General features: G+C 65.4%; 11 protein-coding genes. 7 read left to right on the top strand and 4 right to left on the bottom strand.

Going from position 1 to position 14,854, the window contains the following annotated elements:
• Positions 1-51 precede the first annotated feature (51 nt).
• The 3 genes from J5M58_RS18130 to J5M58_RS18120 all read left to right on the top strand — a co-directional run bounded on the left by J5M58_RS18130 (position 52) and on the right by J5M58_RS18120 (position 4,634).
• Positions 52-1,035: an SCO family protein gene (locus tag J5M58_RS18130; protein ID WP_112254006.1), complete on the top strand. Its 984-nt coding sequence runs from the start codon at positions 52-54 to the stop codon at positions 1,033-1,035.
• 82 nt (positions 1,036-1,117) lie between these two features.
• The gene (locus J5M58_RS18125; RefSeq protein WP_112254005.1) at positions 1,118-3,442 is read left to right on the top strand and encodes a bifunctional diguanylate cyclase/phosphodiesterase; all 2,325 of its coding nucleotides are present in this window, start codon (positions 1,118-1,120) and stop codon (positions 3,440-3,442) included.
• A gap of 241 nt (positions 3,443-3,683) precedes the next feature.
• The gene (locus J5M58_RS18120; protein ID WP_207878988.1) at positions 3,684-4,634 is read left to right on the top strand and encodes a site-specific integrase; all 951 of its coding nucleotides are present in this window, start codon (positions 3,684-3,686) and stop codon (positions 4,632-4,634) included.
• On the opposite strand, the gene J5M58_RS18115 is transcribed toward J5M58_RS18120, so the two are convergent.
• The 3 genes from J5M58_RS18115 to J5M58_RS18105 all read right to left on the bottom strand — a co-directional run bounded on the left by J5M58_RS18115 (position 4,624) and on the right by J5M58_RS18105 (position 8,071).
• Positions 4,624-5,541: an SMP-30/gluconolactonase/LRE family protein gene (locus J5M58_RS18115; RefSeq protein ID WP_243432404.1), complete on the bottom strand. Its 918-nt coding sequence runs from the start codon at positions 5,539-5,541 to the stop codon at positions 4,624-4,626. The two genes, J5M58_RS18120 and J5M58_RS18115, sit on opposite strands and share 11 nt — an antisense overlap.
• A 165-nt stretch (positions 5,542-5,706) precedes the next feature.
• Positions 5,707-6,846, bottom strand: coding sequence for a glycerate kinase (locus tag J5M58_RS18110; protein ID WP_112254002.1), 1,140 nt, complete (start codon positions 6,844-6,846; stop codon positions 5,707-5,709).
• A 127-nt stretch (positions 6,847-6,973) separates the two neighbouring features.
• On the bottom strand, positions 6,974-8,071 hold the full coding sequence (locus J5M58_RS18105; protein ID WP_207878986.1) for a sugar diacid recognition domain-containing protein: 1,098 nt from the start codon (positions 8,069-8,071) through the stop codon (positions 6,974-6,976).
• A gap of 163 nt (positions 8,072-8,234) precedes the next feature.
• Here J5M58_RS18105 and J5M58_RS18100 point away from each other — a divergent pair, with 163 nt between their 5' ends.
• The 4 genes from J5M58_RS18100 (at position 8,235) to J5M58_RS18085 (ending at position 13,696) form a co-directional block, all read left to right on the top strand.
• The gene (locus J5M58_RS18100; protein ID WP_112254000.1) at positions 8,235-9,563 is read left to right on the top strand and encodes an MFS transporter; all 1,329 of its coding nucleotides are present in this window, start codon (positions 8,235-8,237) and stop codon (positions 9,561-9,563) included.
• Positions 9,564-9,760: 197 nt separating this feature from the next.
• Positions 9,761-11,281: an FAD-dependent oxidoreductase gene (locus J5M58_RS18095; protein ID WP_207878984.1), complete on the top strand. Its 1,521-nt coding sequence runs from the start codon at positions 9,761-9,763 to the stop codon at positions 11,279-11,281.
• A gap of 71 nt (positions 11,282-11,352) precedes the next feature.
• Positions 11,353-12,363, top strand: a complete 1,011-nt coding sequence (locus J5M58_RS18090; protein ID WP_207878983.1) for an aldo/keto reductase — start codon at positions 11,353-11,355, stop codon at positions 12,361-12,363.
• A 235-nt stretch (positions 12,364-12,598) separates the two neighbouring features.
• Complete coding sequence (locus J5M58_RS18085) at positions 12,599-13,696, top strand: alkene reductase (RefSeq protein ID WP_112253997.1); 1,098 nt, start codon at positions 12,599-12,601, stop codon at positions 13,694-13,696.
• Positions 13,697-13,842: 146 nt separating this feature from the next.
• Here J5M58_RS18085 and J5M58_RS18080 read toward each other — a convergent pair whose 3' ends face one another.
• Positions 13,843-14,823: an LLM class flavin-dependent oxidoreductase gene (locus J5M58_RS18080; protein WP_207878982.1), complete on the bottom strand. Its 981-nt coding sequence runs from the start codon at positions 14,821-14,823 to the stop codon at positions 13,843-13,845.
• Positions 14,824-14,854: the final 31 nt, after the last annotated feature.

Here is a 14,854-nt window from a genome sequence, read left to right as displayed (position 1 = left end):
AGCGGGGGCCGCTGTGCGGCCCCCAACCCCGTTATCGACGAGGACCGCTTCATGTCCGGTTCATGGCGCTTCCTGCTGGTGCTCTCGCTGTTCGCCGCCAGCATCCCGTTCTGGCCGTTGCAACCGCAGCACCCCGTGGCCGAGGAAGCTGCAACCCCCTGGGGGGCCGATTACTTCCCCAACATCCCCCTGCTCACCCAGGACGGTGAAAAGGTGCATTTCTTCGACGACCTGATCAAGGACAAAGTGGTTGCCATCAACTTCATCTTTACCGGCTGTTCCGACTCCTGCCCGGTGGAAACCGCCCGCCTGCGCCAGGTGCAGAAAATCCTCGGTGACCGGGTCGGCAAGGATATCTTCCTCTATTCCATCAGCATCGACCCCTACAACGACACCCCCGCCACCCTCAAGCGCTACGCCGAAAAGTTCGGTATCGGCCCCGGCTGGACGCTGCTCACCGGCGAGCCGGCCGATATCGAACAATTGCGCCGCAGCCTGGGCCTGTACATCGATGGACTGGAAAACGGCCGCTCCAAGGACCACAACCTGAGCCTGATCATCGGCAACCAGGCCACCGGCCGCTGGATGAAAGCATCGCCCTTCGAAAACCCGTACATCCTCGCCGACCGCCTGGGCAACAGCCTGCACAACTGGAAACAGGCCAGCGCCATGGCCAATGACTACGCTCAGGCTCCCAAGGTGCGCACCCCCAGCAGTGGCGAGCAGCTGTTCCGTACCCGCTGCTCGTCCTGCCACACCCTGGGCAACGCCGAGCCAGGGCAAGCCGGCATCGGTCCCGACCTGCTGGGCGTGACCCGCCAGCGTGATGCCAACTGGCTGACCCGCTGGCTGAAGGAGCCCGACCAGATGCTGGCACAGAAAGACCCGCTGGCCATGCTGCTGTACGAACAGTACAACCGCGTGGCCATGCCCAACATGCGCCTGGGCGATACCGAAGTCAGCGCGCTGATGAACTACATGGAGGAAGAAACCGCACGCCTGCAGACACCCCTGGCAGATAAGGGAAATCCTTAAAGGCAATTAGCCATCAGTCATTAGGCTGTCATCTTACTGTCGTATTTTTCGACCCATCACCCAGGGTCGGGAACTATCAGCAGTGATTCGCCGTTCGCTTTCATCCGCCAGCCTTCTGCGGCTGCTGATTTTGATGCTCTGTGCAGCCACCCTAGCCTTTCTCTGGGGGCTGCACGTTTCGCAGAAGGCCGCCGCCCGCCAGGATGCGCTGTCGGCCAAGGCCGCCGAGCACCTGAACCTGGCCAGTATCGTCGGCGAAAGCCTGCGCCAGCTGGTAGATCGCGCCCAGGCCGTGGGCCGGGTTACCCAGGACGACATGAAGGTGCTGCGCAAGGGCAGTGTCAGCCTGGCGCGGATGCTTGCCGAAGACCCGGTATTCAAGCGCATGAGCCTGTACGACCGGCAAGGCCGGCTGTTGTCGGCCAGCCACGCCGACGAAGCGGCCGAACTGCCCGAAGACTGGTTGCGCCAGCTGCAGCGGCACGTTGCCCGCTACGGTTTCAAGCCGCTTCTACCCAGCGTGCAGGCGCCCGGCCAGCCAGCCACCCTGCCCAACTGGCGGCTACCCTTCCTGCTGCCGCTGACCAATCTGCCCGGTCGCGAAATCGACAATATCCTGGTGGTGCAGCTGGACATCGGCTACCTGGCGGTGCTGCTACAGCACATCGACCTGGGCAGCAGCGGGCTGGTGCGCCTGTTGCAGGATGACGGCCTGGAGCGGTTGCGCATCGATAGCAGCGGTGTGGTGGTGGCCGGTGACGCACTGCTGCCCAAGCTACCGGACAGCGGCAGTGAAACAGGCATGCTGACCCAATACGCAGCCGGCGACCCGTACCAGAGCCTGTACCGGCGCCTGCCCGAGCGGGGTTTCAGCGTGGTGGTCAGCCAACGTCAGGACGAAATACTCGCGCCCTCCGCGCTGGCCTATTCCCGGCAGTTCTGGCTGAACCTGAGCATGACCCTGATGATCCTCGCCAGCCTGCTGTGGACCTTGCGCCTGTTGCACAAGCGCCAGGAGGCCTTCTGCGCGCTGGAACAGGCCCAGCAGGTCAACCAGCAGTTGATCGGCCGGCTTGAGGACGAACACCGGCGCAGCAGCCATGCCGCAGCCACCGACCATCTCAGCGGCCTGCACAACCGCCGCCAGTTCGTCGAGGTGGCCGGCCAGGCGCTGACCCGGCAGCGCGGCAAGCGCCGGCTGATGGCGATTTTGTTCATCGACATGGACCGCTTCAAGTCGATCAACGACTCGCTCGGGCACAAGATTGGCGACCTGCTGCTGCAGGCCGTGGCCGGGCGCATCCAGCGCCTGCTCGAGCCCGGCGACGAGGCTTCGCGCTTTGGTGGCGACGAGTTCGTGGTGCTGCTGGCCGGCGAGCGCAGCGAGGAACAGATCAATGCCTGGGTCCGCGTACTGGTGCAGAAGCTGTCGGCCACCTATGCGCTGGACGGCCAGGAGGTCAACACCAGCCCCAGCGTGGGCGTGAGTATCTGCCCACGCGATGGCCAGGACATCGACAGCCTGATCCGCAGTGCCGATGCCGCGATGTACTCGGCCAAGCAGGCCGGGCGCGCGCAGTACCGTTTCTTCGACCCGTCGCTGAACCGGGCCGACATCCACGCCTTCACCCTCGAGCAGGCCTTCGGCAGCGCCCTTGCCGAGCGCCAGTTCGTGCTGCATTACCAGCCACAGATCCGCCTCGACACCCAGCAGGTGCTGGGCTACGAAGCGCTGGTGCGCTGGGACCACCCCGAGTTCGGCCTGCTGTACCCGGACCGGTTCATTGACCTTGCCGAGCGCAGCGGCTTCATTGTCGAGCTGGGTTGGGAGGTGTTGCGCCTGGCTTGCGAGGCCTTGTCGGCTTGGGACGCCCAGGGCCGGGAGACACGGCTGGCGGTCAATGTATCCGCCCTGCAGCTGCGCCAGGCGGACTTCGCTGCACGGCTATTGAGCAAACTGCAGCTGTACGCCCTCGCCCCGCAGCGGCTGGAGCTGGAAATCACCGAAACCACCATTCTCGACGCCGAAGGCACGGCGGTGGCACACCTTCACACCCTGCGCGACGCCGGCCTGGGCATCAGCCTGGACGACTTCGGCCGCGGCTATGCCGGCTTCGCCCACCTGTACTCACTGCCGCTGAGCAAGCTGAAGATAGACCGCTCGCTGATTGCGCCGCTGTCCAACAGCCACGACGACAGCCCGATCGTGTCGTCCACCATCATCCTTGCCAAACGCCTGGGCCTGGAAGTAGTGGCCGAAGGCGTGGAAACCCGCGAACAAGTGGTGTGCCTGAAGCTTGCCGGCTGCGATATCGCCCAGGGCTACCACTTCAGCCGGCCGCTGTCGCCGGCGCAGCTGCGGGAGTACCCGCTGTTCAATGGTGTCGAGGACAAGGCCTGCGTGTAACGCAAGCCGTGGTGGATCTGCCGGGATGAACCGATCATGCCTGACGCGCCACGTCTGTAGGAGCGGCCTTGTGTCGCGATCGGGCCGCGAAGCGGCCCCTCTGATTTCAGCGGTTACGCAAATACTGCCGGGGCCGCTTCGCGGCCCGATCGCGACACAAGGCCGCTCCTACAAGGACTGGGCATGTATTACCAGCCCATTTCAGTTTATCGTGTACCCATCATCCGTTTGCGCACGCACCATGACCGACATCGAGCGCTACCTCCGCGCCGCCACCCGCGACAACACCCGGCGCAGCTACCAGGCCGCCATCGAGCATTTTGAAACCCACTGGGGCGGCTTTCTCCCGGCCACGGCCGAGAGCATCGCCCGCTACCTGGCCGACCACGCCGACCAGCATGCCGTCAGCACGCTGCGCCAGCGCCTGGCGGCGCTCAGCCAATGGCACGTCGCCCAAGGTTTCCCCGACCCGACCAAGGCGCCGCTGGTGCGCCAGGTACTCCGCGGCATCCGCACCTTGCACCCGACACCACCCAGGCAAGCCGCGCCGTTGTTGCTGCAGCACCTGCAAAGCGCAGTGGAGTGTTTCGAAGAAGAAGCCCGCCAAGCCCGGGAACGCCATGACCTGGCCACCCTGCGCCGGGCGCGTCGCGACGCTGCACTGCTTTTGCTGGGTTTCTGGCGTGGTTTTCGTGGCGATGAACTGGCACGCCTGCGTGTGGAGCACATCCAGGCCGAGGCCGGTGTCGGCATCACCCTGTTCCTGCCGCGCAGCAAGGGCGACCGCGAAGCCCTGGGCGTACAACACCGCACCCCGGCGCTCAAGGCCTTGTGCCCGGTCACGGCCTACCTGCAATGGCTGGAGGTCGCCGGCATCGCCCATGGGCCGGTGTTCCGCAAGCTCGACCGCTGGGGCAACCTCGGCGACACCGCGCTCAACAGCAACAGCCTGGTCGGCCTTCTGCGGCGCATGCTGGAGCGCGCCGGGGTACCGGCGGCGCTGTACACCGGCCACTCGCTACGCCGTGGCTTCGCCACCTGGGCCACGGCCAACGGTTGGGAGCTGAAGGCGCTGATGAGCTATGTGGGCTGGAAAGACGCCAAGTCGGCATTACGCTACATCGACGCAGCGCAGCGCTTTGGCGAACTGGCCGTGCTACCGGCCAGCCAGGTGCAAAAGCTTATTCCTTGAAAGTGTGGCGGCGGATGCCGCCAATTGCCGGGCTGATGGCATACAGGTCGCCTGCATCAGGGTAATGGTGCAGGTCTTCGGCACTCATGCCGAAGCGCGCGGTGCTGATGAACAAGGTATTCATCCCCTCCCCGCCGAAGCAGCAACTGGTAGGGCACGGTACTGGCATCAGCACCTGGTCGGTCAGTTGGCCATGGCGGTCATAACGCAGCAGGCAACTGCCATGGTATTGGCACACCCACAGGCCGCCTTCGCGGTCCAGTGCAAGGCCGTCCGGCCGCCCCAGTTCGGCAGGGGTTTCGGCAAACAGTGTGACCGCGCCAAGCCGGCCTTCGGCCAGATACCTGGCGCGGTAGATCGAGCGCGCCGCCGAATCGACGAAGTACACCGTGTGGCCGTCCTGCGACCAGGCCAGACCGGTGGGCAATGCCATGTCGTCGTGGATCACCTGGTCAGTCAACTTCCCGTCAAAGCGGAACAGCGCCCCGGTGTTGCCGCTCAGGGCATCGTCCATCAGCCCGGTCACGAAGCGGCCCTGCGGGTCGCAGGCGCCGTCATTGAAACGGTAGGTCGACCGCGGGTGAACCGAAACCGAATGCCGGCGCACCCTGCGCAACGACACATCGAAGATGGCCACGCTGGCGTCTTCGGTGAAAATCAGGTTGCCCTGGTCGGTCAACGCTAGCGCGCCGATGCGTGCCGCGGATTCGTACAGGCACTCGGCTTGGCCATCGGGTATCAGACGGTTGATGCGCCCGCCAGAGATATCGACGAAGTACAACGCCCCGCTGCCTTCATCCCAGACCAGGCTTTCGCCCAGGTCGGCGCGGGTGCTGGCGACGTTGACTGGCACGTAGCTGCACGCCTTGAGGCGGTTGCGCAGCTCGTCCACCTCAGCCACCGTCATGGTACAGGCCAATCCCAGGCCCTGTGCGGCGTCGGTGAAGGCCGCGACGTTGTCGTGGAAAGGCTCTGTGACGGGCATTTGCTGATTACCTTCGATTTTCCTCTCTACGATAACAACAAAAAAATCAATGACCAAGCGCGGGCTGCGGCTGACTGCAGCGGTCGATCAGGTTCGCGTTGCGCAGCGCCACAGCCGCCCGATATCACAAGCTCGCGCCTGCAACAGCTCAGCGGCATTGGCGCATGCCTGCTCCAGGCTCATCGGCCCGCTGGCCAAGGCAAAGGCGGCATCGACACCATGGGCATACAGCTGCTGGTAGCCTTCACCCAAGGTCCCGGCCAGCACCACCACCGGTACCCCATGGCGCTTGGCAACCCGGGCCACGCCCATCGGCGTCTTGCCACGCAAGGTTTGGGCGTCGAAGCGCCCCTCGCCGGTCACCACCAAGGCTGCGCCCTGCACCAAGGTATCCAGGCCGGCCAGTTCGGCCACCACTTCCACCCCGGGGCGGAACTGCGCGCCCATGAATGCCCGGGCCGCGAACCCCATGCCGCCGGCAGCGCCGCAGCCAGGGTAGTCGCGCACATCCTCCCCCAGCAGCTGCGCACAATGGTCGGCAAAATGCCCCAGGGCCTGGTCCAGTGCCTGCACCTGCTGTGGGTTGGCGCCCTTCTGCGGGCCGAAGATAGCCGATGCGCCATTGGCACCACACAGTGGGTTGTCGACGTCCGCTGCGACTTCGAACTGCACCTCGGCCAGGCGCGGGTCGAGGTCGCTGGCATCGATGCGGGCCAGCTTGGCCAAGGCCAGTCCACCCTCCTCCAGTGCTTGCCCGTCGGCGTCCAGCAGGCGCAGGCCCAGCGCGCGCAACATGCCGCTGCCCGCGTCGTTGGTGGCACTGCCGCCGATGGCCAGCACTATCCGTTGCGCGCCTGCGGCCAGGGCGGCGGCAATCAGCTCGCCGGTGCCCCAGGTGCTGCTGCGGCAGGCATCGCGCTGGCCGGTCGGCACCAGCTGCAGGCCACTGGCCTGGGCCATTTCAATGATGGCCGTGCGGCTTTGCGGCAGCCAGCCCCAGCCCGCCTCCACGCTTTGCCCCAACGGCCCGCGTACGGTCTGACGACGCAGTTCGCCGTGGCTGGCGGCGAGAATCGCATCCATGGTGCCTTCGCCACCGTCGGCCATCGGGCACTCGACCAGCTCGGCCTCCGGCCAGGCCTCGCCCAGGCCCGCCGCGATGGCGCGTGCGACACCGGCAGCGTCGAGGCTGTCCTTGAACGAGTCGGGGGCAATGACGATCTTCATGGGCTTTCTCCTGTCCTGATGAGCGGCATGCTGACAGGTGACTGGCAAGGAGGCCTCGGTCAAATGCACAAAACGCTCGGCGGGTTGTTTGGGCAGATGCCTTCGTGGCTGCTCCTACAGGTCTCGGTCAGTCTGCTGGCAGCAGTTGCAACCCGAGGTACAGGCTGAGCATCCCTTCCATGCGCAGGGGGTCGACCTCACCCAGTTCGGCAATTCGCTCCAGGCGGTAGCGCAGGCTGTTGCGGTGGATGCCCAGGGCATCGGCACAGGCCTGGCTCTGGCCGTCATGGGCACACCAGGCGCGCAGGGTGGTGAGCAACTGCCCACTGCTGTCCTTGTTGCGAATACGCTGCAACGGCTCCAGCAACTCATCCAGCGCATCATCGTTGCGATGGCGCCACAGCAATGCCGGCAACCGGTAGCGCTGCAGGCTGAGCAGGCGCTCGTCCGGCAGTACCTCGCGTCCATAAGCCAACAGGTCGCGCACCCGGCGATAACCCCGGCGCAGTTGCTCCAGGCTTTGCGCGGCACAGCCCAGGGCCAGCCGCTCCACTTCCCAGCCATGGCGCAGCAGACGCTCCAGCAGGCGAGGTTCGTCCAGCGCCACGCCTGACGGGCGACACCACAACAACGACTGGCGCGCCGGGCTGACGCACCAACTGTCCGGGTAGCGGCTCATCAACCATGCCGCCAGGGTTTCGGCGGCCGACCCCGAGGCCAGTTCGAACAGGCACGGTACTCGCGGCAACTGGGGCTTCAGGCCCAGCTGTCGGGCCTCGTCGAGCAATCGCGGAGAATCGCCGCTGCCGCCCAGCAGCAAGGCCAGCAGATCGTCACAGCGCTGCCGTCGCCATTGCTGATCGGCCTGCAGATGGCGCTGGGCCAGCAGCATTTCGGCGGTCATGCGCACCAGTTCGCCATAGGTACGCACTTGCTGCGGGTCACCGGTCAGGCCTAGTACGCCCATCAATCGGCCATCGAGCATCAGCGGCAGGTTCACCCCGGGCTGCACACCCTTCAGGCATTTGGCCGCGTCGCTATCCAGCTCGACGATGCGGCCGTTGGCAAGCACCAGTTGCGCGCCTTCGTGGCGGGTGTTGATACGCTCCGGTTCGCCACTGCCGAGGATCAACCCCTGGCTGTCCATGACATTGACGTTGCATGGCAGAATGGCCATCGCGCGGTCAACGATATCCTGTGCCAGGTCATGGTCGAGTTCGAACATTGAACGGTCCTTTGGGTGTCAGGGTTTTGGGCTCGGGCACAGCAGCCCGGTGCAAGTGCTGTGCAAAAGCACAAAGACAGGCACGCCGCAGTCCCCGAGACTCGTCAGGGCGAGCGCCGGAACAGGCGACGCGGCGACAACCATAACAACAGAGAACCCGATCATGGCATACAGCCCCGCCCCTGACCAAGGCACGGACACCAACCGCAACGCGCTGTACCGGCGCATCACCCTGCGGCTGATTCCGTTCATTTTCATCTGCTACCTGTTCAACTACCTGGACCGCGTCAATGTCGGCTTTGCCAAGCTGCAGATGCTCGACGCCCTCAAGTTCAGCGAAACGGTGTACGGCCTTGGCGCCGGCATCTTCTTCATCGGCTATGTGCTCTGCGGCCTACCAAGCAACCTGGCGCTCAACCGCTTCGGCCCGCGACGCTGGATCGCGCTGATGATGATCGCCTGGGGCAGCCTCTCCACCTGCCTGCTGTTCGTCACCACGCCCACCGAATTCTACGCCCTGCGCCTGCTGACCGGCGCCGCCGAAGCCGGCTTCTTCCCGGGTGTGGTGCTGTACCTTTCGCGCTGGTTCCCGGCGGCCCGTCGCGGTCGCATCATGGCCCTGTTCATGTCGGCGATCCCGGTATCGGGCCTGCTCGGCGGGCCGTTCTCCGGCTGGATCCTGCAACACTTCGCCGCTGGCCAGCACGGCCTGGCCGGCTGGCAATGGATGTTCCTGATCCAAGGCCTGCCGACCGTCGCCCTGGGTGTACTGGCGGTGTTCCTGCTCAGTGACGGCTACCAGAAAGCCGCCTGGCTGAGCCCGGCCGAACGCCAGCTGATCGCCGCCGACCTCGAAGCCGATGCCGCAGGCAAGCCGAGCACCACCGGCGACAGCGTGCTCGCCGTGCTGACCAACCCGCTGATCTGGACCTTCGGCTTCGTCTATTTCTGCATCCAGAGCGGTGTGTACGCGATCAACTTCTGGCTGCCGTCGATCATCAAGAACATGGGCTTCGACAACCCGCTGCTGATCGGCTGGCTCAGCGCCATCCCGTACCTGCTGGCCGGTGTGTTCATGATCCTCTGCGGGCGTTCGGCCGACCTGCGCAACGAGCGCCGCTGGCACCTTGTAGTACCGATGCTGATGGGCGCCATCGGGCTCTTGATCGCGGTGAACTTCGCCGGCAACCCGGCCATTGCCATCCTCGGCCTGTCGATCGCCACCATGGGCGCGCTCACCGGCCTGCCGATGTTCTGGCCGATGCCCACCGCACTGCTCAGCGCTGGCGCGGCTGTCGCGGGCCTTGCGATCATCAACTCGGTGGGCCAGATGGCTGGCTTCCTCAGCCCGTACCTGGTCGGCTTCATCAAGGATCAGACCGGCTCGACCGATGCCGCACTGTATTCGCTGGCGGCGTTGATCGTGCTGGGTAGCCTGGTGGCCTTGCGGGTTACCCGGGCTGGTGCGCTGAGTACTGCAAGGGCCAGTTGAGGCATTCGCGGGTGAACCCGCTCCCAAAGGATCACCACCAACTTGAAGATTGTGGGATCCATGTGGGAGCGGGTTCACCCGCGAAGAGGCCCGCCCAGACCACACACAATCCACACCCTCCACCGATCGTCAGCTCAACGCATCCCCTCCCCGACCCAGGCGTCAAATGGTTCCAAAGCCCCCTTTGGAGAGCCTTCATGACCCAGCACGCCGTGGCCCGCCTGGCCCAACTTGACGAGCACCGCCCCTTGCGCGTGCAGGCCGGCAGCGAAGAAATCATCCTCATCCGCCAGGGCGACCAGGTGCACGCCTACCAGGGCAACTGCCCCCACGAAGGCGCACCACTCAATGAAGGCATGGTGTGTGGCGGCCTGCTGGTGTGCCCCTGGCACAAGGCCGCGTTCGCCGTGGACGAGGGCGCGGTCTGCGAGCCGCCGGCCCTGGCCGACCTGCGTCGCTATCGAACCTGGGTCAAGGGTGACGAGGTCTGGGTCGACGACCAACCCCTGCCCAGAACCGAGCCGCCCCGCCACAGTGATGCCCGTTGCTTCGTGGTGGTCGGCGCCGGTGCCGCAGGCAGTGCCGCAGTCGCCACCCTGTTGGCCCATGGCTTTGCCGGCCGCCTGGTCTGGGTCGATCAGGAGCGCCAGCCAGCCTACGATCGTACTTCCCTCAGCAAGTTCGTGATCGCCGGGCAGATGCCGCCCGATGAAGTGCCGGGCCTGCTCGAAGCCGACGCGCTGCGCAAAGGCCAGCTGGAACGCAAGCATGGCAAGGTGCGTACCCTGAACACCCAGAAACGCCAGCTCACACTGGCCGACGGCCAGCAGATCGACTATGACGCCTGCCTGCTGGCCACCGGCGGCAAGGCGCTGCGGCCCGATATCCCGGGTGTGGGGCTGCCCGGTGTATTTACCCTGCGTTCACGGGAGGATGCCGCGCTCCTGCTGGACGCTGCCGAGCCCGGCCAGCCGGCAGTGATCGTCGGCGACGGCTTCATCGGCCTGGAAGCCGCCTCGGCCTTGCGCAAGTACGGCGTGCAGGTGCACCTGATCACCCGCCACGAGGTCCCCCTGGCCCGCCAGCTGGGCGAGCGCATCGGCCGTAGCATCCGCGAGTTGCACGAACGCAAGGGGGTCATCTTCCACGGCCCCACCGAGGTCGAACGGATCGAAGGCCAAGGCAAGGTCGAGGCGGTGCTGCTGGCCAACGGTGAGCGGTTACAGACGCCATTGGTGCTGCTGGGCACCGGGGTAAGACCGGCGACCGCTTTTATCCAAGGCGTGCTGCTGAGCGAAGACAAATCGGTGCGAGTCGACGCTGAAATGCGCGCTGCAGATGGCCTGTGGGCCGCGGGGGATATCGCCACCTTCCCGCTCAGCGGGCGCCCGGTGCGTATCGAACACTGGCGCCTGGCCCAGCAACATGGGGTGATCGCCGCCGCCAACATGCTCGGCGAGCAGCGCCGCTACGCCGATGTACCGTTCTTCTGGACCTACCAGCACGGCCGCACCTACGAAGTACTGGGCCATGCGCGGGACTGGAACCGTATCGAGTTCGTCGGCGAGCCGGAAAAAGGCGACTTCATCGCCTTGCAATGCGTAGATGAGCGGGTCGAGGCGGTCATTGCCAAAGGCTATTCCGATGCCATGGCGACGCTGTCGCAGCGCCTGAAGCGTCCGCTGACCTTGCAGGAGGCCTTGGCGCTGATCGGTTGAGGTTGCCTTTCATTGCGCCCCGGTTGTGTGTAAAACGGGTAGCTCAGCCGACCGCACAAGGACCCAAGCGCATGATCTACCGCCCCCTCGGCCACAGTGGCCTGCAGGTTTCCGCACTAACTCTGGGCAGCATGATGTTCGGCGAGCAGACCAGCACCGAGGATGCCCTGCGCATCATCGACAAGGCCTGGGACCAGGGTATCAACTTCATCGACACCGCAGACGTGTACAACTCCGGACGCGCGGAGGAAATCGTCGGCGAAGCGGTGGCCCGCCATCGCCAGGACTGGATCGTGGCCAGCAAGGTCGGCTTTGGCCCGGCCGATGGCCTGCCCAACCGCAGCGGGCTGTCGCGCAAGCACATCTTCAATGCGCTCGATGCCACGCTGACGCGCATGGACATGGACTACCTGGACATCTACTACCTGCACCGCGAAGACCACAAGGTGCCGCAGGAGGAAACCGTGCAGGCCATCGGCGACCTGCTGCGCCAGGGCAAGATCCGCTACTGGGGCGTGTCCAATTTCCGCGGCTGGCGCATCGCCGAAGCCTGCCACATTGCCGAGCGCCTGGGCGTGCCCAGGCCGGTGGTGAGCCAGCCGCTGTACAACATCGTCAACCGCCAGGCCGAGCCGGAGCAGCTCACCGCTGCGGCCGCCCATGGCCTGGGCGTGGTGCCGTTCAGCCCGCTCGCGCGGGGCGTGCTCAGCGGCAAGTATGCGCCAGGCGCAGTGCCGGATGCCGGTAGCCGTGCCGGGCGCCAGGACAAACGCATCATGGAGGTGGAATGGCGCCAGGAGTCGCTGGCCATTGCCCGGCAGATCCAGGCCTATGTAGAGGCCAAGGGCGTGGGTATCGTCGAGTTCGCGATTGCCTGGGTGCTGAACAACCGATCGGTCAGTTCGGCCATCGTCGGGCCGCGGACGGAAGAGCAGTGGGATACCTATGGCGGCGCGCTGGCGGTGAAGATTACCGCGGAGGACGAAGCGTTCATTGATTCACTTGTCACGCCGGGGCATGCGTCGACGCCGGGGTTCAATGATGTGGCGCATTATGTGAGTGGGCGGTTGGCCCGCAGCTGATCGTTCTCCTGTTCGGACCTCTTCGCGGGCACGCCCGCTCCCACAGGATCACCTATGCCTTCAGGGCCTGTGCAACTCCTGTGGGAGCGGGTTTACCCGCGAAGAGGCCGGAACAGGCGACATCCAAGCTGCTAGAACAAACCATTGGGGAGCCCAATGCCAGGCTTCCGGTCCCCCCTTTCCCCAATCACCTCGGTATCGTGCGCACCATTGGTTTCCCACCTCTGGAGCAGCAATGAAACTCTTGCAACCCCTGAAAGTCGGCCCGCTCACCCTGCCCAACCGCGTGTTCATGGCCCCCCTGACCCGCCTGCGCAGCCTGGAGCCGGGTGACGTGCCTACCCCACTGATGGCCGAGTATTACCGCCAGCGCGCCAGCGCCGGGCTGATCATCACCGAAGCCACGCAGATTTCCTTCCAGGCCAAAGGCTATTCCGGCTCGCCGGGCATCCACAGCGCCGAGCAGATCGCCGCCTGGAAGCATGTCAACGAGGGCATCCACGCCGATGGCGGCCACAGCGCCGTGCAGGTGTGGCACACCGGGCGGGTATCGCATACTTCCCTGCAACCCGGCGGCGAAGCCCCGGTAGCACCTTCGGCGCTGCCGGCAGCTGCCCGCACTACCCTGCGTGACGAGCACGGCAACCTGATGCGTGTGGAAACCTCTGCGCCGCGAGCGCTGAGCGAGGCGGAAATCGCCGGTATCGTCGCCGACTTTGGCCAGGCGGCCGCCAATGCCCGTGAAGCCGGGTTCGACTTCATCGAGCTGCACGCCGCCCACGGCTACCTGCTGCACCAGTTCCTCACCCCCAGCGCCAACCAACGCGAAGACCGCTACGGCGGCAGCGTCGAGAACCGTGCGCGTATCGTGCTTGAGGCAGTGGATGCGGCGATTGCCAGCTGGAGCGCCGAGCGCGTGGGTATCCGAGTTTTCCCGCTGGGTGGTTTCAATGGCGTGGACAATGGCGAGGACCAGGAAGCCGCAGGCCTGTACCTGATCCGCGAACTGGCCAAGCGCAACCTCGCCTACCTGCACCTGTCCGAACCGGACTGGGCCGGCGGCAAGCCGCTGCGTGACGAATTCCGCCAGGCGATTCGTGCGGCCTACCCGGGGGTGATCATTGCTGCCGGTGCCTACACCGCCGAGAAAGGTGAAGACCTGATCGGGCGTGGCTTGATCGATGCCGTAGCGTTCGGGCGCAGCTTCATTGCCAACCCGGACCTGGTAGAGCGGTTGCGGGTGCGGGCGCCGTTGAATGCGCACCGAGCGCAGTTCGATTATGCCAATGGGGCTGAGGGGTATACGGATTATCCGTTCCTGAAGCAGGCTTGATGCTGAAAAAGGGAGCTCATGGGCTCCCTTTTTGTTGCCTGTGCCGGCCTCTTCGCGGGTGAACCCGCTCCCACAGGGGATCCCACAAAGTTCAAGCCTGTGATTATCCTGTGGGAGCGGGTTCACCCGCGAAGAGGCCGGTAGCTTTAAACCAACTGCGCCAGGGCCTGCGCGGCATAGGCATGCGAACGCTGCCGCGCCAGCGGGTCGTAGATGCGGCAGTCGATCATCAGTTCATCCGCGCCGGTCTGCTCGATCAGCGTGCGCAACCCTTCCCTTACCCGCTCCGGCCCGCCGGCCACGGTGCAGGCCATCACCTGCTCAAGTACGGCGCGCTCATGGTCCGGCAGGCTCTGGACATAACCCTCCTGCGGCTTGGGCAGCAGGCCGAAGCGCCCGACATGCAGGTCCAGCATCCACCTGCGATGGGAGCTGGCCAGGTAATCCGCCTCGGCATCGCTGTCGGCGGCAAACAGGTTCATGCCCACCATCACGTACGGTTTGGCCAGTTGGGCCGAAGGCTGGAAGTTGGCCCGGTAATGGGCAATGGCCTGCAGCAGGTAGCGCGGGGCAAAGTGCGAGGCGAAGGCATAGGGCAGCCCCAGTTTCGCTGCCAGGTCGGCGCCGAAAAGGCTGGAGCCGAGGATCCACACCGGGACGTCGTGCGAGCCCGGCACGCCGCGCACCCGCCGTTTGCCGTTGTCAGCCAGGTAGTCGCGCAGTTCGGCGATGTCCTGGCCGAAGTCGCGCTCTGGCGCAACACCACGCAAGGCGCGCACGGTCGGGCCGGAGCTGCCCGGTGCACGGCCCAGGCCCAGGTCGATGCGGCCCGGGTGCAGGGTGTCGAGCGTACCGAACTGCTCGGCCACCACCAAGGGCGCATGGTTGGGCAGCATGATGCCACCGGCGCCGACGCGGATATGCCGTGTGGCGTTGGCGATTTCGTTGATGACCAATGACGTGGCGGCCGAGCCGATGCCCGGCATGTCGTGGTGTTCGGCGATCCAGTAGCGGCTGTATTGCTGTTGCTCGACATGGCGCGCCAGTTGGCGGGACTCTTCGATCGCGTCGGCGAAGGTCTTGCCTTCACCGATCATGACCAGGTCCAGTACGGACAGTGCAGTCATGGGGTCTCCACAGGGATTATCAGTGGCTGCC

Origin of the sequence: Pseudomonas sp. 32_A (assembly GCF_017490905.1) — a bacterium.
Lineage (GTDB): Bacteria > Pseudomonadota > Gammaproteobacteria > Pseudomonadales > Pseudomonadaceae > Aquipseudomonas > Aquipseudomonas inefficax.
Note: the sequence above shows the minus strand (reverse complement) of the source record. Positions and strands in the feature narration are given on the sequence as shown.